This window comes from Enorma burkinafasonensis, assembly GCF_902150035.1.
GTDB classification, from domain to species: Bacteria; Actinomycetota; Coriobacteriia; order Coriobacteriales; family Coriobacteriaceae; genus Enorma; species Enorma burkinafasonensis.
The window spans coordinates 1-23,003 of record NZ_LR597507.1; the positions used below are offsets into that span (position 1 = coordinate 1).

The following is a 23,003-nucleotide window of genomic DNA, read 5'->3' on the forward strand; positions in this document are numbered from 1 at the left end:
CCGGACATGCCGTCCTCCGATCTCCCGGGGCCGGCCGATCCGGCCCTCAGGGTATCGGGTTCCCACATTCATCCGCACATGTGCGGATGAATGTGGGAGGTGTTCGGATAAAGTTGATAATCAAGGCTCGGCAGCTTGTCGCCTTCGCGGAGCTTACCGGAGTCGATGTCGTAGCGGATGTTGCCTACAATCTGGATGTAGTACGGGGCTGTGGATGAATCGTCTAGCGGGCCGGGCATCTTCTCAACGATCTCCTCTCGGGAGCATCTAAGGTAAGCGGGTAACACGTGCAACGGTAATGGTTACCGCTGCATGTTACATCCCCATTATACGGAAAACTCGACGGGAAACACCGGTTTCCCGCCGAGTTGTCGTCTAGTGGCGCGGCAACCCGCGTACAAGACCCCATTCCGTAAGGGGGGGCCACCCTATTGCCCTCGTCTCGAGCGATGCGGCCTTACGCCTTGTCGACCGACTCGATGACGCGCACGACCTCGTCGACGTAGCGCTCGCAGACCTCGATCGTCGGCGCCTCAACCATCACGCGAACCAGAGGCTCGGTGCCGCTCGCGCGCACGAGCGCGCGACCCTCGCCCTCGAGCGCGGTCTCGACCGATGCGGTCGCGGCCTTCACGGCCTCGTTCTCCATGACGGCGTTCTTGTCGGAAACCGGCACGTTCTTGAGCAGCTGCGGGTAGATGGTGAGCGGCTCGGCGAGCTCGCCTAGGGTCTTGCCCGTCTCGATCATGGTCTGCATGACGCGCAGGCTCGTGTTCACGCCGTCGCCCGTGGCGCTGTAGGCCGAGAAGATCATGTGGCCGCTCTGCTCGCCGCCGAGCGAGTAGCCGTGCTCCTGCATGCAGGCGGCGACGTACTTGTCGCCCACGTTGGTCTTCTCGTAGGAGATGCCGAGCTTGTCGAGGGCCTTGAACAGGCCGATGTTGCTCATGACCGTGGCGACGACGGTGTTGCCGGCGAGCTCGCCCTTGGACGCCATGTGCGCGCCGCACACGTACATGATCGTGTCGCCGTCGCAGACGTTGCCGTACTCGTCGACCGCGATGCATCGGTCGGCGTCGCCGTCGTAGGCGAAGCCCACGTCGAGGCCCTCCTCGCGGACGAACGCCTGGAGGCGCTCGATGTGCGTGGAGCCGCAGCCCACGTTGATATTGAAGCCGTCGGGCTCGTCGGAGATGACGTGCACGTCGGCGCCGAGCGCGCGGAACACGCCCGGGGCGATGGGCGTGGAGGCGCCGTTCGCGCAGTCGAGCGCGATGCGATAGCCCTGGAGCGTGAACTTGGCCGACGCGATGAGCGAGGCGATGTAGCGGTTGCGGCCCTCGACGTAGTCGACCGCGCGGCCGATGTGCTCGCCCGTGGCGAGCGGCACGTCGATCTCGCCGTCGATGTAGGCCTCGACCTGCTCCAGGACCTCGGGCGCCATCTTGTAGCCGCCGGAGTCGATGAGCTTGATGCCGTTGTCGTGGTAGGGGTTGTGGCTCGCGGTGATCATGATGCCGCAGTCGAAGTCGCCGTGGCGCACCACGTAGCTCACCGACGGCGTGGTGGTCACGCGGAGCACGTAGGCGTCTGCGCCGGCGGCGACGAGGCCCGCCACGAGCGCGTTCTCGAACATGTAGCTCGAGCGGCGCGTGTCCTTGCCGATGACGGCCTTGGCCTTGCGCCCCTGGCGCAGCCCGTAGTACCAGCCGACGAACTTACCGATCTTGAATGCATGGTCGACCGTGAGCCCCTCGTTGGCGCGGCCGCGGAAACCATCGGTGCCGAAGTACTTCATCGTTTGAACCTTCCCAATCGGTAGCAGGTGCCACGCGGACATGGTACCTATTTTCAGTACCAGTCATGCGAACGGGAAGAAGAATTCACCATACCTCACCAGATACGGAAGCGCATCACGCTCCGAGGTAGTCGCGCTGCGGCCGCTTGGCGCGCAGGGCGTAGGCGATAAGGCCCGCACCCGCGAGGACGAGCGGCAGCGAGAGCAGCTGCCCCATGGTGATGACGCCGCCCAGGATGTAGCCGAGCTGAGCGTCGGGGACGCGCACAAACTCGATGAGGAAGCGCACGATGCCGTAACCCAAGATGAACGCGCCCATGTACGTGCCCTGCGGGAGCGGCGGCTTGCGGCGGCTCATGGCCTGCAGGATTACGAAGAGGACGACGCCCTCGAGGAAGGCCTCGTAGAGCTGGGAGGGATGGCGCGGCATATCGCCCGCCGCCCCGCCGAAGACCACGCCCCAGGGCAGGTCGGTCGGCTTGCCCCAGAGCTCGCCGTTCACGAAGTTCGCGCAGCGCCCGAGGCAGAGCGCCACGGGCACGCCGATGGCGGCGAGGTCGGCGACGGTCCAGGCGGAGAGCCTGCACACGCGGCACGCCACGACGCCGCCTATGATGCCGCCCACCAGGCCACCGTGGAAGCTCATGCCCCCGTGGTTGGTCATGAGGATCTCGGCCGGGTGCGTCCAGTAGTAGCCGTCGCCGTAGAACACGACGTAGAACAGGCGCGCGCCGATCACGAGCCCTATCATCACACCGAAGACGACCGTCATGAGGTCGTCGGCGGAGATCTTGAACCCCCAGCGCCGCTGGGTGCGCCACATCACGATGCCGGTGAGGATGGCCCCCACCACGTAGGCGAGGCCGTACCAGTAGATGGTGATCGGCCCGATGGCGAGCGCCACCGGGTCGATGCTCTGATAGATCTCGGTAAGCACGGCAGGCCGCTAGAACGGGGCGTACTCGTCGTAGAGGTCGCCGAAGCCGCCCTGGCCCAGGTCGTTCACCGCGACGACGCGGGTCACGCCGGGGACGTGCTCCTTGAGCACGCGCTCGATGCCCATCGAGAGGGTCAGCTGGCTCATGGGGCAGCCGGCGCAGGCGCCCTGGAGCTCCAGCGAGACCACGCCGTCCTCGTCGACGCCCACGAACTCCATATCGCCGCCGTCGCCCTGGAGGTTGGGGCGGATCTGCTCGAGCACCTGCTTGAGCAGCTCTTCATTCACTGCCATGGTGGTTCCTTTCAGCGCCGCGCCGCAGTGAGACCGCAGGCCGCGCATTCGTCGCGATAACTGCACGCAGTATACCCGCATTTTACGCGCCGCGCACCCACTATCCGCAACCGAAGGGGGGCATCGAAGGCGGGGAGGGGCTGGCGAGCGCAGCCGGAAGCCCGTTGGGCCCGGCCTCGATCCCGTTGGGCCCGGCCTCGATCCCGTTAGGTGCAGCCGAAAACCCGTTAGGTGCAAAACGGCTGGAGAATAGCCGCCGCCCGAGTATTATTTCGCTGGAACTTTGCACCTAACGTGAAATCGGGTGCACCGAACGCGCTGTCGGGAGCGCACGAGGGCCACCCGATCGCGCGCCCGACGCAGGGACGCGCGATAATCGGAGCCATCCGTACGATCGAGACCGGCGAACAACATCGCGCAGACGAACGGGACGATCAGGGCGACAGGATAGACGTAGCGAAAATAGGTGGTCGCGTTGCAGGGCCCCACGAGCGAGATGGCGAGCACCGCCCAAGCAGCGATCAGCAGCGGAGCGAGATCGGACCTGTGGCGCGAAACGGCATATGCCGACGCCGCCACGAGCGCCCAGTCGTAGAGCGCAGCCCGCATGGTGAGCGTGAGCGGCGGAAGCCGCTGGAACAGCAGCCTATATCCCGAGCAGGCGGCATCGAGCGCGCGGGAGACGGGGTTATCCGCCGGCTCGAACGAGAAATACCGAGCGATACCCGACTTGAACCAGTCCGTCACCGTGTTCGCCATGGCGACACCGCTGGAATACGAGGTATAGCTCCAGCTCATGGCATGGCCCGCGTAGAAATAGCCGTAATAGTTCGCCGCCGTCGCCTCAGCGAAGCACCCGGGGTCCTCGACAAGCCATCGCTCCCACAGCTCCCAGAAGCGGTGCAGGTCATCCTCGCTCGCCGTTTCGCGAAACGTCGCCTTAACCGGATCGGATCTGCCTGGTTCATAGATTGCAGCCAGCCCGCTCGCGTCGAACACGGCGTCAACGACGTCGAACTCATCGCGCGAGACCCGGGCCGGATGGTCGCGCATGAAGCGGGCCACCTGCTGCGCCGGAATGGAAAGCATCTCGCGCTCGCTGGCAGGCGCAATCGAGAGCGCCGGGTAGACAACGCACGCAAGCGCGAGCATCACTCCGGCGGCGAGCCCGAACGCCGCGAGGACGGCCCGGCGTGCAGCGGGGGACCTGAGCACAATCGCGAGCGCAGCCGCGCAGGCGACAGCCACCACCGCTATAGCGCCATTCCGCAAAAGAGCCGTCGCCAAGGCCGACACCGCCAGGATCACGGCGTGGCGCGCGGGAACCGCAGTATCGAGCACCGGGTCCGCGCTGCCGCCCCCTGCCGCCCACGCACCGCTTCCGACGGGCCTGACGCGATGCCGGTCGGCACCGCACCGCGCTCCTCCCCGCCCCGTCGAGACGCCCGCACGGATAACGAATGCGAGCTCCATAACGAACACGAGGAGGGACGCCGCGAACAGCACGTCCTTGGTGACGAGAACGCTGTAGTTCGAGAACGCGGGAACGGCCACCAAGTACGCGAGCACCGTGAAGCGCATGCAACGCGGCGAACCCATGAGACCGGCCATGCGGATCGCCCAAGCCAAGGCACCGATGTCGACCGTCCATTGGACGAGCGCATACAGGAAGATCCCCACGTTCTCGCTGCCCGCGAGCGCGAGGCCCGCCTGCACGCACAGGCCGACGATCGCTGTGTGCAACGGCGGATGATGCTGGGTGAGCAGCACGTCGGGGTCGATCAGGTGCACCGAGGAGCTGATGTGGTTGGGAAGGCCGAACCACTGGAGGATCTGCGTATCCGTATCCCACATGAAGAGGGCCGGCGCATAACCGATAAGCACCGGCAACCATGCGATGGTGAGCACGACCGCGGGGCCGGCGAACGGATGCCGGTCGAAGAGCGCGCACCCCCGAGCGATCAAGGGAGAGAGGTGCCTCGTGCAAGCGCCGACACCATCGAACGCGCGATCAAAAAAACAACCGTCGCGCCCACGCCCCAGTACCCCATCGACCCACGAGAACAGCAGACAGACACCACCGCGGGCAAGCAACAGCCAACTCGTGAAGAACATCGTGGACCGGACAGCCTCGGAGATCCCGCCGGTCACATAGGCAGCGGTCCCCGCCTCATCGAAGCTGCGCCCGAAGAGCAGCGCCGCCGCGAAGAGCGCACCGACCAGCCAAGCCGCGGCGCCGCCCGCCGCGGCGCGCCTCAAGCCGCCCGACAGCGCGAGAAACGGGCGGTACAGGAGGATGGCGACGAGCAGAACGAGGATCGACTCGTCCCGTTCGGGCAGCGAGCAGAGCACCTCCGCCGCGATATACGCCGCGCCGTGAACATCGCCGAACAGCGCGCGAACCTCCTCGTATGGCGCGCCCGCAAGGTCGATGGAGACACCCAACGAGCACCAGATAGCGAGCAGCGCGGCAACGCAGCGCTGCCCGAGACGCGCAGGGTCCTTCTCAGACATAACCCCCCGGTCGATCCTCCCCCGATAGGAGGGATCGCCAGAACGGAATCAAGCCAAACCAACAGGCCCCGCTAGCATCGGGACGCCCGAAAGATCATAACACGGCGCTACGACGCCGTTACCCCATGAGCCCGTTCGCCACGCTCGCGAACGCGATGATGACGCCGACGATCGACTCACCGCCGAGCACACCCGAGGCGACGACCGCACCGGTCTCGTCGAGGTCCTTCGCCGCCGCGTCGCCGCCGCGTTCCGCGCGCACCCGGTCGAACGCCACGCGGACAAGCGCGCCGACACCCGTGGTGAGCGACATGTAGAACGGCAGGTACACCCCGAGGCCGAGCATCATCGCCGGGATGCCCGCGCAGTAGAGCGCAGCACCGCCCGCGCGCGCCGCCGCGAACGCCGGGACGCTCGGGATGCCGGCGACCATCGTCGCGACGACGTTCGCCTGGGCCGCGATGAACGTGCCCTCGGGCCCGAACGCATCCGTCCCGTAGGCGGCGGCGAGCGCGACCATGACCGCGACCGCGACGACGGCGCCGATGAGCGCGCCGATGACCTGGCCGACCCAGAGCGTACGCGGGTCCGTCCCGATGATCTGGCCAGTCTTGAAGTCGCTCATCACGTCGCCGGCGAGCCCGCACGCGACGGCGATGATCCCCGCCACGAAGAAGAGCTGCACCTGCGAGGTGCGCGAGAACGCCGCCACGAAGAGCAGCACGATGAGGCCGAAGATCTCCATGGGGTCGATGCCCGACTGGCCCACGGACTGCGCGCTCATGACCGCGGTCACGAAGGAGAGCGCGACGATCGCGACGGCGACCAGCGGCTCGAGGCCGAGCGCGATGCAGCAGATGAGCGCCGCCGCGGCGACGAAGAGGGCGAGCAGCCCCGCGTCCAGGCGCGAGAAGGCGTCGGTGAGGCGGACGGGCTCCGGGCGGGACGCGCCCGGAGCCGGCTCCGGCGCCGAGCCGCGCGCCTCCTTCTCCCCGCGCATGCGGCGCCTGCGCGCGAGCGGCAGCGCGATGTCCTTTATCACCACGCCGAAGCCGGAGCCCATCATGAGCCCCATGCCGAGGCTGCTCACGATGCCCTGGGCGCCGGCGGTATCCCACAGGCCCGCCGCGGTACCGCCCATGACGATGCCGAAGCTCCCCAGAACAGCGCCGACCATCCACCAGGCGACCGACCTGCCGCCCACGAGGAAGCCCACGGAAAGGCGCATCGGCGACGCCTGGATGCCGAAGCTCACGCCGGGTACGGGCAGGGTGGCGACGAGCGCCGGGATGAGTCCGAGCACGTCGCGCGCGACGCACCACGCGCCGGCGAACGCCATGGAGCCGAAGAGCCTCCTGCCCGTCTTGCCGCCCGCGGTGCTCGCGAGCAGGGTCTCGGCCGCCGCTGTGCCGATGGGGTACTCCAGGTCGCTCTCGTCCACGAAGCGCTTGCGGATGAGCGCCGTGCACACGAGCCCCAGAAGCGTTCCCGCGAGTGCGACGCTGAGCATCTCCTGCCAGCTCACCTCGTCCGCGAGGCCCAAGATCCAGATGCCGGGGACGGTGAACGCGATGCCGCCCGCCACCATGGAGCCGGCGGACATGATGACCTGCGTGATGTTGGCCTCGTTGAGGCTCGTCTTGCCCACGGCGCGCAAAAGCACGAGGGCGGTGATGGAGGTGAAGATCGTCGGCCACGGCAGGGCGCCCATCTTGAGGGCGGTGTAGACCGATGAGGCCGTGATGATGACGCAGCCGACGGCACCGATCAGGATACCGGCTGCACTCAGCTGCCCGCGCAGACCCGCGCGGGCACTCGAGATAGCCATATGAAGCTCCTTCGTATATCCGCTCCCCCTCGGACGGGGAGTCGGGTTACGGCATGGACGCGGCAGATTATAGCGCGGATGCCGAAGGAGCCGTACGTGAAAAAGCAACATGCGGGGGCACAGGGTGCGACCCGCGCCGACACCGTGGTACATTTTCCTTGCACGCAGACGAAAAGGAGCATCATGTCCCGCGTACTCACCGTCGACATCGGCAACACGACCACGCGATTCGGCCTGTTCGCCCTCGAGGCAGGCGACCCCGAGCTCTTAGGCACCTGCGAGCTCACCACACCCGGGCGCATCACGGCCGACGAGGCGCGCATCCAAGCCGGGCAAGCACTTGCGGCCATGGGCGCCGTGCCCGTCCCGGATGCCATCCTCTCGTGCGTGGTCCCCGCGCTCACCGACGCCTGGCGCCGGGCGCTCGCCGAGCTCTGCGGCGCACGGCCGCTTGTCGTGGGGCCGGGCCTCAAGACCGGTGTGCGCATGCGCTACGACGACCCCGCGGAGGTCGGGCCCGACCGCATCGCCGACGTAGTGGCAACGCGCGCCGCCTTCGGCTCGCCGGCGATCGCCATCGATCTGGGAACGACGACGAACTTCGAGGTCATCGATGCCGGCGGAGCCTTCGCGGGCGGCATCATCGCCCCCGGCGTCGCGCTCGGTGCGCGCTCGCTCGCTCAGGCGGCGGCACGCCTGCCCATGATCGAGCTGCAAGCGCCCGATCGGGTCATCGGCCGCAGCACGCAGACGGCCATGCAGTCGGGCGTGGTGCTCGGCGAGGCGGCGCGCATCGACGGCCTCATCGACGCCATCGCAGGCGAGCTCGGCGCCGAGCCGCCCATCGTGATCACCGGCAACGGGGCGAGCGAGATCGCCGCGTTGCTCAGGCACGACGCCGCGGTGGACGAGACCCTCACCCTGCGCGGGCTCGCCCTTATCTGGCAGCTCAACCGCAAGAAGCGCTGAGGCGCCCCTCGACGCGCGGGCTCCGCGGGGCCCTGGAGCACCGGCCGTCACCGGCCTTCGCCGCACCGCGCCGCCCGCCGATGCAGAGCAGCCGCTCGCGTCCCGCCTCGCGCCACTCGCGTCCTGCCTTGCACCGCTCGCCGGAGCGCAATACAACCCCATACAACTCGCTTGACCGCTGCTCGCGGCCCTTCCTAGAATCGAGCTGACCGGAGCCGAGACGGCTCCGCACGACATCGAGGAGGCACGGCATGAAGATCTCGAACGCGCAGGTGTTCATCGACGGGACGTTCCACCCGCTGGAGGTCCAGATCCAAGACGGCCTCATCGCCGCCGTCGCCGAGCACATCGACGACCCCGATGCCATCGACGCCCAAGGCGCCTACCTCTACCCGGGCGGCATCGATGCGCACATCCACGGCGGCTTCGGGCGCTCGTTCTACGAGAACGGCCTCGTGGAATACCTCGGCCACGGCGAGGAACAGGTCCGCGAGATCTGCGAGCGCCTGCCGCGCACCGGCGTGACCTCCGTCATCGCCACGCTCGGGGCGGACACCACGCTCGAGAACCTCGGCTATTCCACGCGCTGCATCCGCGCCGTCCGCCGCGAGATCGAGGAGGGTGCCGTCACGGGCGCCGACCCGTTCCTCTTGCACTATGAGGGACCGTTCACCAACCCCGACCAGCACACCTGCTACAACCCCGAGTTCACGCAGCTCCCCACCCGCGAGAACACGCTCGTCATGACCGACGGCGACCTCTCGGACGTGGCGCTCATCAACGTCGCCCCCGAGGCGCCGGGAGCCATGGAATGGATCCGCTGGGTCACGGGCGAGGGCGTGCACGCCGAGGTCTGCTACACGCACTGCACGAGCGACCAGGTGCGCGAGGCGGCGGATAACGGCCTCGACCAGACCTCGCACCTCTACAACTGCTTCCAGCCTATGCACCATCGCATCAACGGGCCGGTCATCGGCGCCCTGCTCGACGACCGCATCGACGTGCAGCTCACCTGCGACAACCACCACGTCGCCTCGGATTGGATCAAGCTCGCCATCCGCCTCAAGGGCATCGGCCACTGCTATGGCATCACCGACATGACCTGCATGTCCGGCCTGAGCGAGGGGCGCCACACCATGCCCTACTACGGCTCGATCGTGGTGAAGGACGGTACCGTCACCGCCGAGGACGGGACCATCTGCGGCGGCGACAACACCTGGGACAAGATCCTGAAGCTCTGCCGCGACGGAGTGGGCCTCTCGCACGAGGACACCGCGAGCCTGTACTTCGAGAGCCCCGCGAAGTGCCTGGGGATAACCGACCGCGGCAAGATCGAGGTCGGGCGCCTCGCCGACCTCGTCCTCATGGACCGCGACTTCCACGTGCTGCGCACGATCATCAAGGGCGAGACGGTGTACGAGGCGAAATAGGGCGCGTGCTTGCCGGCGGCAGCAGCGCACCAAGGGCGACGGGCGGTCGGGTACGGGGCGGGACGCTCGGGGCGGGATGCCTTGGCGCACCGCCGCCCGACCCCTTCCATACCTCTCGGCTGCAACTGAGATTCCCGATGCCCAGGTCCCGATGCCCCAGGCTACCGATGCCGAGGCCCTGTGCCATTCGCTCTTCATTTGAAGGGCGAGTGGCACGTTTTGCGCAATTCGACGTTCAATTGAACGACGAGTGTCACGGAAAACCATTCGATTGAAAAATGAATAAAATAGCTCGGGGCGCTACGGCCGCCGCATCGAAGGCCGAGCCTTTTACCTGCGATGATGTTGCGAAAGCAATCTCAGAAAGCCGCCTGGACCCCCCATCGGCCCAATTGTGCCGTTCATTTTTCAATCGGATGGTTTTTCGGCGCCTCATGCGCACACTTTTTCACCGAATGGCAGAGGGGTCCACCCTATCCGGGCAGCCGTATCGGGCACCTAGAGAAAACGGGGCGCCCCGTGGGATGCCCCGTGTTCCAAATCCAGCCTAGAGCGCGCCGTGCGTCCGGCGCGCCGCGCCCGGTGCACGCGCCGCGCCCGTCGCGAACCTACTCGCGCGGACCCACGCCCTCGCCCAGGCGCTCCGCCACGGCGGCGACGGCATCGTCGGCCACGGCGCCGCAGGTCGAGCAGGTGCCGGAGGCGGCAGGGTGCCCGGCGTCGTCATCGTGATGCGGACGGAACTTCTGGTCGACCTCGTCCATCGCGAGCGGCTTCACGCTCTCCATGACGAAGCCCTTGCCGGCGCGCATGTTCTCCTTGGCCACGGAGATCATGAGCTTGATGCGGTTGAGCTGGTTCACCTCGGAGGCGCCGGGGTCGTAGTCCACGGCGACGATGTTGCTCTCGGGGTGCAGGCGGCGGAGCTCCTTGATCACGGACTTGCCGACCACGTGGTTCGGCAGGCAGGCGAACGGCTGCGTGCAGATGATGTTCGGCGCGCCGTGGTCGATGAGGTCGAGCATCTCGGCGGTGAGCAGCCAGCCCTCGCCCATGTTGTTGCACAGCGACAGCACCTGGGTTGCCTTCTCGGCCATGACCGAGATGGGCTCGGGGCGCTCGAAGCGCGCGCTCCGCTCGAGCAGGTCGTCCACGGGCTTGCGCATCCAGTCGATGAGCCCGATCGCGGCGTCCATGGTGGCGCGCGACGCGGCGGAGCTGCCGAGCTCGTCCTTCTGCACCTTGGCGTTGCTCATGGAGTAGAGGAAGAAGTCGAGCAGGCCCGGCACCACGGCCTCGCAGCCCTCGTGCTCGATGACATCGACCACGTGGTTGTTCGCCGTGGGGTGGAACTTCACGAGGATCTCGCCCACCACGCCGACGCGCGGCTTGGTGCCGTCGCCCACGAGCGGCATCGTGTCGAAGGCGCGGATCGCCTCGCGCGAGAGCTTAGTGAAGCTCCGGCGCGTGAAGGATGGCGCGAGCTTGCGGGCTCGGTCCATGTATTCCTCGAAGAGCGCGTTGGCGGCGCCGGGCTCGGCCTCGTAGGGACGGCAGCGGTAGAGCATCTGCATCATCACGTCGCCGAAGAGCACGCAGTACACGGCGGCCTTGAGCAGGCCCGGCGACAGCTTGAAGCCCGGGTTCTGCTCGTCGAGCTTCACCGCCGAGAGGCTGATGACGGGGATCTGGGGGTTGCCGCTCTCGCGCAGCGCCTTGCGGATGAGCGCGATGTAGTTGGTGGCGCGGCAGCCGCCGCCGGTCTGGGAGATGATGACGGCGGTCTTGTTAAGGTCGTACCTCCCGCTCTCGATAGCCTCCATGATCTGGCCGGTCACGAGGATCGACGGGTAGCAGATGTCGTTGTTGACGTAGCGCAGGCCCGCCTCGACGGCGCCGCGGTCGGTGGAGGGCAGCAGCACGAAGTTGTAGCCGGCGGCCTTCATGACCTCCTTGACCAGGTCGAAGTGGATGGGGGCCATCTGCGGGCAGAGGATGGTGTAGCCCGCCTCGCGCATCTCCTCGGTGAACGGCACCTTGGGAAACGCCGCCGAGTTGGCGCGGCGCTGGGCGGCGAGCGCGTACTTGTGCGTGGAGAACGCTGGCGCGTCCTCGCTCGGCCCGACGGGGGCGGCGTCGCCCTGCTTGAAGGCCTCGCCCGCGGCAGCCGCCTCGGCGGCGCGCTCGGCGGCCTGGTCCTTGAGCGCCGCCATGAGCGAGCGGATGCGGATGCGTGCCGCGCCGAGGTTCGAGACCTCGTCGATCTTGAGCACCGTGTAGATCTTGCCGGAGCCCTCGAGGATCTCCTGCACCTGGTCGGTGGTGAGCGCATCGAGGCCGCAGCCGAAGGAGTTCAGCTGGATGAGATCGAGGTCGTTGCGTAGCGTCACGAGCTTCGCCGCGCGGTAGAGGCGGCTGTGGAACATCCACTGGTCGACGACGCGGATGGGGCGGTCGGGGCGGACGAGGTGCGCCACGGAGTCCTCCGTGAGCACCGCGAAGCCGAAGCTCGTGATGAGCTCGGGCAGGGCGTGGTTGATCTCGGGGTCGTTGTGGTAGGGGCGCCCCGCGAGCACGATGCCGTGCCCGCCGTGCTTCTCGATCCAGCGGAGCGTCTCCTCGCCCATGGTCTGGATGCGCTCGTGGAACCGGGCATCCTCCTCGTAGGCGGCGTTCACGGCGGCGTCGATCTCGCCGCGGGTGATCTTGGGCCCGCGCACGCGGCCGCGGCCCTCCTCGGCGTCCTTCACGCGCTCGACGGCGATGAGCTCGTAGAGGCGCCGCTTGAGCTCGATCTTGTCGTGGTAGGGCACGAACGGGTACATGAACTCGACGTCCTCGCTCGCGATCTCGTCGATGTTGAGTCCCAGCGCCGTGGGGTAGCTCATGACGATCGGGCAGTTGTAGCAGTTGCCCGCCGCCGGGTCCTCCTTGCGCTCCCAGCGGATGCAGGGCATCCAGATGAAGTCGACGTCCTTGTCGATGAGGTTCATCACGTGCCCGTGGGAGAGCTTCGCCGGGTAGCAGACGCTCTCGCTCGGCATGGACTCGATGCCCGCCTCGTAGGTCTTCTTGCTCGAATCGTCCGAGAGCACCACGCGGAAGCCGAGCTTGGTGAAGAACGCGTGCCAGAACGGGTAGTTCTCGTACATGTTGAGGGCGCGCGGGATGCCCACGGTGCCGCGGGGCGCGTCCTCCTCAGCGAGCACCGGGCGGTCGAAGAGCAGCTCGTTCTTCGCGGCGAAGAGGTTGGGGACCTGCTGCTTCTTGCCGTGGTTGCCCGCGCCCTTCTCGCAGCGGTTGCCGGTGATGAAGCGACGGCCGCCGCCGAAGTCGTTGATGGTGAGTTGGCAGTTGTTGGAGCAGCGGCCGCAGCGCGCGTGGCGCTGGGTCACCGTGAGCGCGGCGATCTCGTCGGCCGAGAGGATCGCCGAGGTGCCGTCCTTACCGGCGCGGTCGCGCGCGAGGAGCGCCGCGCCGTAGGCGCCCATGCAGCCCGCGATGTCGGGGCGCACGGCGTCCACACCGGTGAGGAGCTCGAAGGCGCGCAGCGTCGCGTCGCTCATGAACGTGCCGCCCTGGACGATCACCTGGTCGCCGATCTCCTTGGGGTCGCGCAGCTTGATGACCTTGAAGAGCGCGTTCTTGATGACGGAGTACGAGAGGCCCGCCGCGATGTCGCCCACCGTGGCGCCCTCCTTCTGCGCCTGCTTCACGCGGGAGTTCATGAAGACCGTGCAGCGGCTGCCCAGATCGACCGGGCTCTTGGCGCGGATCGCCTCCTGCGCGAACCGCTCGACGCCCATGTCCATGGACACGGCGAAGCTCTCGATGAAGCTGCCGCAGCCCGAGGAGCAGGCCTCGTTGAGCATGATGTGCTCGATAACGCCGTCGGCGACGCGCAGGCACTTCATGTCCTGGCCGCCGATGTCCAGGATGAACTGGACCCCGGGCAGAAACGCGCGGGCGCCGCGCAGGTGCGCCACGGTCTCGATCTCGCCCGAGTCGGCCTTGAGCGCCTCGATGAGCAGGGCCTCGCCGTAGCCCGTCGTGGTCACGTGCCCGATGGTGCAGCCCTCCGGGATGTGCGCGTAGAAATCGGCCATGATGCCCTTGGCGGTGCCCAGGATGTCGCCGTTGTTGCTGCCGTACCAGGTGTAGAGCAGCTGCCCGTCCTCGCCCACCATCGCGGCCTTCATGGTCGTGGACCCGGCGTCGAGGCCGATGAACACGCGGCCGCGGTAGTGCTCGAGGTCGCCGCGCGGCACGACCTCGCGGTCGTGGCGCTCCTTGAACGCACGGTAGGCCTCGTCATCGGCGAAGAGCGGATCCAGGCGCGCGACCTCGGAGCCCTGCGTGTCGCCGAGCGCGTCGATGGCGGCGATGAGCTCGGGGAAGGTCGAGAGCTTCATCGACTCGTGCGCCATGGCGGCACCCGACGCCACGAAGAGGTGCGCGTTGTCGGGCACGATGCGGTGCTCCTCGTCGAGCTCGAGGGTGAGGTAGAAGCGGCGGCGCAGCTCCGAGAGGTACTGGAGCGGGCCGCCCAGGAAGGCGACGTTGCCGCGGATGGGGCGGCCGCAGGCGAGGCCCGAGATCGTCTGGGTCACCACGGCCTGGAAGATCGAGGCCGCCACGTCCTCCTGGCGCGCGCCCTCGTTGAGGAGCGGCTGGACGTCGGACTTGGCGAACACGCCGCAGCGGCTCGCGATGGGGTAGATGGTGTTGGCGCCCTTCGCGAGCTCGTTCAGGCCGCTCGCGTCCGTGTGCAGAAGGGTCGCCATCTGGTCGATGAAGGCGCCCGTGCCGCCGGCGCACGTGCCGTTCATGCGCTGCTCGATGCCCTGGTCGAAGTAGATGATCTTCGCGTCCTCGCCGCCGAGCTCGATGGCGACGTCGGTGGCGGGGATGAGGGTCTCCACGGCGCGCTTGCTCGCGATGACCTCCTGCACGAACTCGAGCCCCAGCCACTGCGAGAGCAGAAGGCCGCCCGAGCCGGTGATGGCGCAGGTCATCTGCGCCTCGGGCAGCACGCCCGCCGCGCCGACGAAGAGGTCGCGCGCGCAGGCGCGCACGTCGGTATGGTGGCGCTGGTACTTGGCGTAGACGATCTTGTTGTCGTCGTTCAGCACCGCGAGCTTGACGGTGGTCGAGCCCACGTCGATGCCGAGGTGCAGCCCACCGGTCGCGTTCTCGGGATTCCAGATCGCGCCCTCGGGGACGGCGCCCTGCTTGATCTCTTCGTTCATAGTCGGTTCCCCTCGTTCTCGAGTTGCAGGCTGAGCAGCTTCATGCCGTATTCCGGCACGTTGATGTCGATGGGCATGCCGTAGAGGTCGCCGGGGCGCACGAAGGCGATGACGGTCATGATGCGCGCCATCGTCTCGGGGCTCTCCTTGAGGCCGCTGGCGAACCAGCGCTGCACGACGCCGACCTCGGCGGCGACCACGTAGGTGAGGTAGTAATCGAAGAAGGTGCCCAGGGCGCCCGGGAAGATGCCGGTCTTCATGCGCTCGGCGACCGTCTCGCGCGCGATGTCCATGAGGCGCTGCACGAACGCCGGGTCGCCGCCCGGGCCCAGAAGCGCCCCGATGATGTCGGCGTCGCGCCTGAGGTAGTCGAGCAGCTCCACCGTGCCCGGCGCGGGCTCGAGCTCGTCGATGCTGCGGTAGAGCGACGCTAAGTCGCGCGCCGTCACGCCCGCGATGCGCTCGCGGATCGTGTCGAGGATGCACGCCTCGACCTGCTCGATGAAATCCGGGATGTCGCGGTAGTGGCTGTAGAACGTCCGGCGCGTGAGTCCGGCGCGCTCGGCGAGCGCCGCGACCGTGACCCGCGTGAGGTCCTCGCCCGCGTTGAGCTCGGCGGCGAGCGCCTGGCGCAACAGGTGCTGGCTGCGGAGGCTCCGCCGGTCGCTCTTGGCCGGGGCGGTGCCGTTCCCTGTGGGCATAGGCTATCCGTTTCGCATCCGGTGAAGGCCCATTCCTTCACTCGGTGTGTATTATTGCACGCCGCGTGTAATAGAGGCGCACCACCGCAGGGTATCCACAACTGTCAGGGATCCCTTACGGAGGGCGCGCCCACCCGCGGCCGAAACGACGCCGGGAAGCGCCGCCCCAGGTGCCGTCCACACGAAAAGGCCGGTGCATGGAGGTGCACCGGCCTTGCGTTAGAAGGGGCTATCATCGCCCGCGCGACGGGTGGGGAGTACCCGCCCCTGCCCGGGCGGGGGCTTGGGGAAGGCTACGCGGGAAGCAGTGCCAACACGTCGTCAACGATCGCCTTGACGTTCATCGTGCCGAAATCCTGTGGCTTGATCACGTAGATTGGTAAATCCGGACCGGCAGCCTTGCGGATGGTATCTTCTGAGAACCGAACATGCGGCCCGAGCAATACAGCAGAGACGCCATCAAGGCTCGATTCTGCTTCGGCAATCGCCGTCGCCGTGATCTGGACATCCAGCTCGCGCGCAGCGGTCTCCTCCTCGAGCTTGACCGCGAGCAGGCTCGTAGTCATGCCAGCATAGCAGCAAAGCATCCACTTCATAGCGTAATCCTCCCTTGTCTTAGACCATTCCGCGGCTTACGCCGCGGAATGCGCTTACCAGCCTTGACTTGTCATTATGCCTCAGCAGGCTCTGGAGCCGTCTCGGCTTCCTCGGCAAGCTTCTTCTTTTCGTATGCCCGGAAGAACGGATAGTATACGAGCAGGTTGACGAGGATCAGCACCACGATGAGCACTACCGCACGAATATCCATCGTGGAAAGGAACGCACCGATAGGCGCGGGAACGTTCCAGCCGGGATAGGCGAACACCTTGTTTACCAGACCAAAGTCCATCGCAAAGTAGGTGATGCCGGCGTTGAGCACCATGTTCAGAATCGACGGGATGAACATGAGCGGGTTGTACATCACGGGCAAGCCGAAGATGATCGGCTCGTTCACGCCGAAGCACACGGGCACGATGCCGAGCTTGCCAATGGCGCTGACCTGCTTCGAACGACTCGCCAAGCACAGCAGCGCAAGAGCGAGCGTGGCGCCGTTGCCGCCGATGGTCATGAAGTACCACAGGAACGGCGGAGCGACCACGTGCGGCAACGCGGTGGCGGCAACGCCGGCAGCATAGGCGTCCATGTTGGCGTAGAGATTCGCGTAGACGAACGGATCGAGCGGGCTCGTGAGCACGGAATCGTGGATGCCGAACCAGAAGAAGAACGGCATGAGGAAACCGATGAGCATGACGCCCCACGGGCTGTCGACAGCGCCGACAAGCGGCGAGACGATCGTCGCGATGAGGTTAGCAAGCGGCGCGGCGGTGAGCTGCAGTGTCACGGCGCCACCGACACCGACAACGAGCAGGACGATGGCGACGGGCGCCAGGTGCGCCATGGAATCGCTCAGCGCAGGAGGGACCATACCGGGCAGGTTGATGCGACCAACCTTGTTGTCGCAAAGCCAGCGGAACAGCTCTAGCGAAAGAATCGAGACCACAATGGCACAGAACAGACCCGTACCGCCGAAATAACCAGTCGAGAAGGCGCCCTCGACGTCGATGATCGCCGTCGCGAAGAAGCTCGCGACCGACACCGCAATCGGCAGGTACGAGTTCATCTTGTAGTGGCGCGACAGGAAGAACGCGAGACCCGCGGAGACCCAGATGGCCAAGCAGCCCGTCGTCACCATGTTGATGATGGTGAAGGGCAGGTACAGGAACTGCGCGAGCGCCGCCCACCCCTGCATGAACGACTGGGCGAAACCGGGATCCATGGTGGTGTAGTCCATGGGCGGCGAGATGATGACGAGGACCATCGAGCCGATCGTCATGAACGGGATCAGCGTCAGAAACGTGCTCTGAATCGCCTGGATGTAGCGGTTGGCGCCAAGACGGCCGGCAACCGGGGCGACGGTCTTCTCGACCCAAGCGGTGAATTTCTCCATCCTCTACTCCTCCTTTTCCTTGATGAGCTTCTGGTACCAGTAGTAACTATCCTTAGGGATGCGCGTGTTGCCGTGATCGTAGTCGATGTAGACCAGGCCGTAGCGCTTGGCGTACCCGTTGATCCAGCTGTACACGTCCATCGTCGACCAGACGAAGTAGCCGCGGACGTCCACGCCCTCGTCGCGCGCCTTGAGCATCCAGTCGACGAACCCCTGAAGGAACTCGATGCGGTACGGGTCGTGCACGGTACCGTCCTCCTCGAGGACGTCCTTGTAGCCCATACCGTTCTCGGTGATGTAGAAGGTCGTGCCCGGGTAGAGCTCCTCGAGTCGCTTGAGCAGGTTGTAGAGCGACTTGGGGTAGAGCTCCATGTCCCAGTCGTTCTTGGGGACGGAGTCGTCGCGGTCGAGCTCGAACCAGTTCTTCACCACCGCGGTGGAGCGGTCGCCCTTCTTGCCGGTGTTGCTCGCCTTGAGGCAGGTCTCGCCGGAGGTGTAGGGCTTCACGAGGTAGCGCGAGTAGGCGTTCACGCCGAGGTAGTCGACGGTGCCGGCACGGAAAATCTCCTCGTCGCCGGGAAGGGCGTAGCTGCGGTCGCAGCCATCGGCCACGATGCGGTCGATGAAGCCCTGCGGCATGACGCCGAGGACGCAGGTATCGTTCACACAGCGGTTGTAGAAGTACTCGGCGTTCTCCTGCGCGGCGCGGTACTCGGGCGTGTCCTTCAGGATCTCGATGGAGTACGAGTCGCTCACCAGACCGATCTTGCCCTGGTAGCCGCCCTCGCGGAACACCCGCACGCCCATGGCGCTCGCGAGCAGCAGATGGTACATGGCACACCAGCGGCGGCCGAGGTCCTGGACGTTGGGCGGGTAGTTGCCCACCGCGTAGCAGCACTGCGTCTCGTAGTTGGGCTCGTTGATGGTCGCCCACAGCTTGACGCGGTCGCCGAAGCGGTCGAAGCAGACCTTCGCGTAGGCGGCGTACGCCTCGCAGGTCTCGCGGTTCTCCCACCCGCCGCGCTCGAAGAGCGTCTGCGGCAGGTCGTAGTGGTAGAGCGTCACCAAAGGCTCGATGCCGTGCTCGAGGCAGCAGTCGATGAGGCGGTTGTAGAACGCGACACCCTCCTCGCTGACCTCGCCCACGCCGTCGGGGATGATGCGCGTCCACGCGATGGAGAAGCGGTAGGCGTTCTGCCCGCCCTCCGCCATCATGCGGATGTCCTCCTCATAGCGGTGGTAGTGGTCGCACGTGACGTCGGCCGTGACGGGGTTCACGACGTTCTTGTCGCTATGGCAGAAGGCGTCCCAGTTGGAGAGGCCCTTGCCGCCCTCCTGCCAGGCTCCCTCGCATTGGTAGGCAGCGGTCGCGCTGCCCCAGAGAAACTTACTCGGCATGGCGCAACTCCCTAAGCTCCCGATACACCTCGATCAGCTCCTTGGCCACGCGCTCGAACACGATGGTGGTCATCAGGTGGTCCTGCGCATGCACGAGCAGCAGGCTGAAGTCGATGTCCTCGCCGGTGACCTCGCACCGCAGAAGATCGGTCTGGGAGTGATGGGCCTCGAGGATCTCGGCGTCGCCGGCCTTGATCTCGCGGTCCACCGCCTCGAAGTCGCCCTCGCGCGCGTACTTGATCGCGTCGGTGAAGTGCGCCGTCGCCTCGCCCGCGTGAGCCACGAGCTCGAACGACATCATCTGCACTGCCTCCTTGTCCATGGGCCACCTCCTTTCGTTACCGAATCCTGTCCGTCATCGAGCTCTCGATGGTTGGAATGTATGCCACCGGGGCGGCTTGCGCCTAATCGCCCGTGGCGGGGAGTCCCGCCAAATCCGCGTTGCGACGGTTTACAAACTAGGTGATTATCGTTCCATGGCCGTTCATATCGAGGGCGTATCATGCATTCTTATGCATAATTAACCGATTGGAAAAGGAGGGGCCGGATGCTGAGCGACAGACAGAGGCAGATCCTCTCCGTCATCCTCGCCGCGAACGGCCCCGTGACCGGCGCCGACATCGCGCTTGAGCTCGGCAGCTCGACGCGCACCGTCCAGCGCGAGATCGCCCAGATCAACCGGCTGGGCATCGAAGTGGAGAGCTCGTATCGCGGCTACCGCATCAAGCCCTCCTCGCTTGACGGCCCCTGGCTCGAGGAGGCGAGGCTCGCCCAGTCGGAGCCCGAGAGCACGCCGGTCGACCACGCGCTCCTCAAGGCCCTCACCCAAAGCGACGACCCCATGGACATCGACGACCTCTCCGAGGCGCTCTACGTGAGCACGCCGGTGCTCGAGCGGAGCGTGCGGCGGCTCCGACCCGAGCTCGAGCGCTACCGCCTCAAGCTCACGCGCCATCGCAACAAGCTTCGCATCGAGGGGCGCGAGACCGACAAGCGCGCGCTCATCGGGCGCCTGCTCGTGGACGAGGCGACCACCTCGTTCTCGTCATGGGACCGGCTCGCCGCGTACTTTGACGGCCTGGATATCGAGGCCCTGAAGCAGATCGTCCTCGACGCCGTCGACGGCCAGGGCTTCCGCATCAAGACCGGCTACACCCAGAACCTCATCGCCAACATGGCGGTCGCCCTCTACCGCATGCGCTCGGACTCCTACATCACCGAGCAGCCCGCAAGCGACCGCCGCGAGGGCGTCGAGCACGCCATCGCATGCGAGATCTGCCGCGCGTGCTCCGAGCGCCAGCGCATCGCCCCCGACACCGGCGACATCGATTACCTCGCGTCGCTGCTCACCGGCCAGATCGAGCCCAAGGAGCACCCCGCCGCGCCGGCCCGCGACCTCGAGGTCTCGGAGCTCGTGACCACCGTCGAGCGCATCGTCAACGAGGTGTTCGACGCCTTCCAGCTCCACATCGGCTTCTCGCAGTCGCTCTACAACTTCTCGATGCACATCAAGGCGCTCATCGAGCGCACCGAGGCCATCCCGATCACCGATACCGAGATCCTCGAGAACGTCAAGATGAACTGCCCGTTCGTCTACGAGCTCTCGCTGCTCATCTCGAAGCGCCTCGCCGACGCCTTCGGCATCGAGATCACCGACGGCGAGACGGGGTTCATCTGCATCCACGTGGGCCTGCTCATCGAGAACATGACCGCCGAGAAGAAGGTGCGGATCGCGCTCGTCTGCGACCGCTACCAGGGCGTCGCGGAGCGCATCCGCGAGGAGATCGAGCGCCGGTTCGCCGACGTGGCGACCGTGCTCGACTACGACCCCGTGCACCCCGACCGCGACGTCATCGCGGACGCCGACATCGTGGTGACCACCCGCAACAAGCCGCTGCCCCTGCACAACGTGGTGTTCGTCTCGCCCTTCTTCACGCCGTCCGACTACTTGAAGATCGAGAACGCCGTGGGCATCCGCCTGCGCGAGCGCAACGCCGAGCGCACCAAGGCGCTGCTCGAGCCGTTCTTCGACGAGCGGCTCTTCACGCGGCGCGACATCGTCTCGCAGGACGAGGCGATCCGCTTCCTCGGCAAGCAGCTCATCGATATGGGCATCGTCGACGAGACCTTCATCGCCTCGGTGTTCATGCGTGAGGAGATGTCGCCGACCTCGTTCTTCGGGCTGTTCGCGATCCCCCACGCGCTCGAGATGAGCGCGGAGCGCACGATGGTGGCGGTGCTGCTGAGCGAGGAGGGCGTCGCCTGGGGCGGCGAGACGGTGCACATCGTGCTCATGATCGCCGTGTGCCACGAGGACCGCAAGCGCTTCATGGAGATCTACAACACCGTGGTGCGGGCGCTCTGCGACAAGCAGCGCGCCCACCGGCTCGCCGGAGCGCAGACGCTCGGCGAGTTCCTCGAGCGGCTCGTCTACGACTGACGCGTGGCGCTAGCCGCGCAGTGAGGCCGCCTCGTCCTCGGCGAGCGCGGCGAGGCGCCGGATGACCTCGCGCATCTCCTGCTCGGACGTGCGCGGGTGGATCGCGCAGATGCGCAGTACCTTCTTGCCGCCGATCTCCGTCGTGAAGATGCCCGCGTACCCGCTCGCGAGCATGCGCTGCGACACGCGCTGGTTGAGCTCGTCGAGCCTGGCGTCGTCGACGCCCTCCGGGCGGAAGCGGAACGTGCACATGGCCATCTGCGCCGGCGTGACGACCTCGGCCGCGGGCGTGCGGCGCAGCTCGTCCTCGGCCCAGCGCGCGAGGTCGAAGCCGTGCTCGATGGAGCGGGCCATGCCGTCGGCGCCCATGACCTGCAGGGTGAACCAGAGCTTGATGCCGCGCGCGGGCCGTGTGAGCTCCGGGCTCAGCTCCCAGGGGTTGATGAGGGCGTCCGCGTCCGCCGACTCCTCGAGGTCCTTCAGGTACTCGGGGTGCGTGGCGAAGCTGCGCAGCAGGTCGCGGGCATCGCGCACGAGCACCATGCCGCACGAGTAGGTCTGGAAGAGCCACTTGTGGGCGTCCCACGTGAGCGAGTCCGCGAGCTCCACGCCGTCGAGCAGGTCGCGGTAGCGCGTGAGCAGTACCGATGCGCCGAAGGCGCCGTCGACGTGCATCCACATGTCGTGCGCACGGGCGATGCCCGCGATGGCGCGGAGCGGGTCCACGGCACCGGTGTTGGTGGTGCCCGCCGTCGCGATCACGAGGAAGGGACGCAGGCCGGCCCGCTCGTCCTCGACGATGGCGCGCTCGAGCTCGTCGGTGCGCATGCGCAGGTCGGCGTCGACGGCGATCTTGCGGATGCGGGCGTCCGGCACGCCGATCATGTGGAGCCCCTTGGCCGCCGAGCTGTGCGTCTGCTCGGAGATGTAGGCCACGCCGTCGCCCCAGCGGTCCTGCGGGAGCTTGGCGTCGCGCGCGGCGATCGAGGCGGTCATGTTGGCCATGGAGCCGCCCGAGGTGAACACGCCCGTCGCCGTCTCGGGGAAGCCCGCGCGGTCGCAGAGCCAGCGCAGGAGCACCTGCTCGGCGCGGCAGCCGGCCGGGTAGTTGGCCACGCCGCCGGCATGGCGGTTGTAGCCCGCCGCGATCATGTCGCCGAGCCACGAGACCGCCGAGGTGGGCCCGGGCACCATGCCCATGAAACGGGCGTGGTCGCAGTTGTAGCCGTAGCCGATGACGTCGTGCTCCATGTCGAGGACCACGTCCTCGAGCGGGCGTCCCTCGGCGGGGATGCCCATCGCCTCGACCTCGCACAGCGCCTCGTCATCGACCTCGTCGATCACCGGGCCCTCGGAGAGCTTGCGGTTGCGCTCGAACAGGTCGCACACGAAGCGCACGGCCGCGCGCTCGACGTCCTGCTCCATATCGTTCCTGCGGGTGTACATGCAGCGTCCTCT

The 23,003-nt window shown here is 66.8% G+C and carries 15 protein-coding genes; 3 read left to right on the forward strand and 12 right to left on the reverse strand.

What is annotated here, in order from left to right:
• Window positions 1-457: 457 nt before the first annotated feature.
• The 5 genes from glmM to FS885_RS05425 all read right to left on the reverse strand — a co-directional run bounded on the left by glmM (window position 458) and on the right by FS885_RS05425 (window position 7,371).
• Entirely contained in the window at window positions 458-1,798 is a 1,341-nt protein-coding gene (glmM, locus tag FS885_RS05405) for a phosphoglucosamine mutase (protein ID WP_144744059.1), read from the reverse strand.
• A gap of 115 nt (window positions 1,799-1,913) precedes the next feature.
• A complete protein-coding gene (gene lgt, locus FS885_RS05410) occupies window positions 1,914-2,735 on the reverse strand; it encodes a prolipoprotein diacylglyceryl transferase (protein WP_144744060.1) in 822 nt (273 codons plus the stop codon).
• A gap of 9 nt (window positions 2,736-2,744) precedes the next feature.
• Window positions 2,745-3,029, reverse strand: coding sequence for a NifU family protein (locus tag FS885_RS05415; protein ID WP_102372740.1), 285 nt, complete (start codon window positions 3,027-3,029; stop codon window positions 2,745-2,747).
• 267 nt (window positions 3,030-3,296) lie between these two features.
• The gene (locus FS885_RS05420) at window positions 3,297-5,543 is read right to left on the reverse strand and encodes a DUF6020 family protein (RefSeq protein WP_186365791.1); all 2,247 of its coding nucleotides are present in this window, start codon (window positions 5,541-5,543) and stop codon (window positions 3,297-3,299) included.
• A 118-nt stretch (window positions 5,544-5,661) separates the two neighbouring features.
• On the reverse strand, window positions 5,662-7,371 hold the full coding sequence (locus tag FS885_RS05425) for an OPT/YSL family transporter (RefSeq protein WP_144744061.1): 1,710 nt from the start codon (window positions 7,369-7,371) through the stop codon (window positions 5,662-5,664).
• 183 nt (window positions 7,372-7,554) lie between these two features.
• On the opposite strand from FS885_RS05425, the gene FS885_RS05430 reads away from it, so the two are divergent.
• Together FS885_RS05430 and FS885_RS05435 are read left to right on the forward strand one after the other, a co-directional pair.
• Complete coding sequence (locus tag FS885_RS05430) at window positions 7,555-8,340, forward strand: type III pantothenate kinase (protein ID WP_144744062.1); 786 nt, start codon at window positions 7,555-7,557, stop codon at window positions 8,338-8,340.
• Between the two features lie 251 nt (window positions 8,341-8,591).
• Window positions 8,592-9,770, forward strand: coding sequence for an N-acetylglucosamine-6-phosphate deacetylase (locus FS885_RS05435; protein ID WP_144744063.1), 1,179 nt, complete (start codon window positions 8,592-8,594; stop codon window positions 9,768-9,770).
• A 608-nt stretch (window positions 9,771-10,378) separates the two neighbouring features.
• Here the strand turns inward: FS885_RS05435 and FS885_RS05440 are convergent.
• The 6 genes from FS885_RS05440 to FS885_RS05465 form a co-directional block, all read right to left on the reverse strand.
• Window positions 10,379-15,019: a 2-hydroxyacyl-CoA dehydratase gene (locus tag FS885_RS05440; protein ID WP_144744064.1), complete on the reverse strand. Its 4,641-nt coding sequence runs from the start codon at window positions 15,017-15,019 to the stop codon at window positions 10,379-10,381.
• Complete coding sequence (locus tag FS885_RS05445; RefSeq protein WP_144744066.1) at window positions 15,016-15,720, reverse strand: TetR/AcrR family transcriptional regulator; 705 nt, start codon at window positions 15,718-15,720, stop codon at window positions 15,016-15,018. The genes FS885_RS05440 and FS885_RS05445 overlap by 4 nt, the downstream gene beginning before the upstream one ends.
• Window positions 15,721-16,013: 293 nt before the next feature.
• On the reverse strand, window positions 16,014-16,316 hold the full coding sequence (locus tag FS885_RS05450) for a PTS sugar transporter subunit IIB (RefSeq protein WP_144744068.1): 303 nt from the start codon (window positions 16,314-16,316) through the stop codon (window positions 16,014-16,016).
• A gap of 74 nt (window positions 16,317-16,390) precedes the next feature.
• Window positions 16,391-17,707, reverse strand: coding sequence for a PTS sugar transporter subunit IIC (locus FS885_RS05455; protein WP_144744069.1), 1,317 nt, complete (start codon window positions 17,705-17,707; stop codon window positions 16,391-16,393).
• A gap of 3 nt (window positions 17,708-17,710) precedes the next feature.
• Complete coding sequence (locus FS885_RS05460; protein WP_144744070.1) at window positions 17,711-19,105, reverse strand: glycoside hydrolase family 1 protein; 1,395 nt, start codon at window positions 19,103-19,105, stop codon at window positions 17,711-17,713.
• Window positions 19,095-19,427: a PTS lactose/cellobiose transporter subunit IIA gene (locus FS885_RS05465; protein ID WP_144744071.1), complete on the reverse strand. Its 333-nt coding sequence runs from the start codon at window positions 19,425-19,427 to the stop codon at window positions 19,095-19,097. The genes FS885_RS05460 and FS885_RS05465 overlap by 11 nt, the downstream gene beginning before the upstream one ends.
• Window positions 19,428-19,652: 225 nt before the next feature.
• Here FS885_RS05465 and FS885_RS05470 point away from each other — a divergent pair, with 225 nt between their 5' ends.
• Complete coding sequence (locus tag FS885_RS05470; RefSeq protein ID WP_144744072.1) at window positions 19,653-21,545, forward strand: BglG family transcription antiterminator; 1,893 nt, start codon at window positions 19,653-19,655, stop codon at window positions 21,543-21,545.
• 9 nt (window positions 21,546-21,554) lie between these two features.
• On the opposite strand, the gene FS885_RS05475 is transcribed toward FS885_RS05470, so the two are convergent.
• Window positions 21,555-22,991 carry a pyridoxal phosphate-dependent decarboxylase family protein gene (locus FS885_RS05475; RefSeq protein WP_144744073.1) on the reverse strand — a complete coding sequence of 479 codons (1,437 nt, stop codon included), beginning with the start codon at window positions 22,989-22,991 and terminating at the stop codon, window positions 21,555-21,557.
• Window positions 22,992-23,003 lie beyond the last annotated feature (12 nt).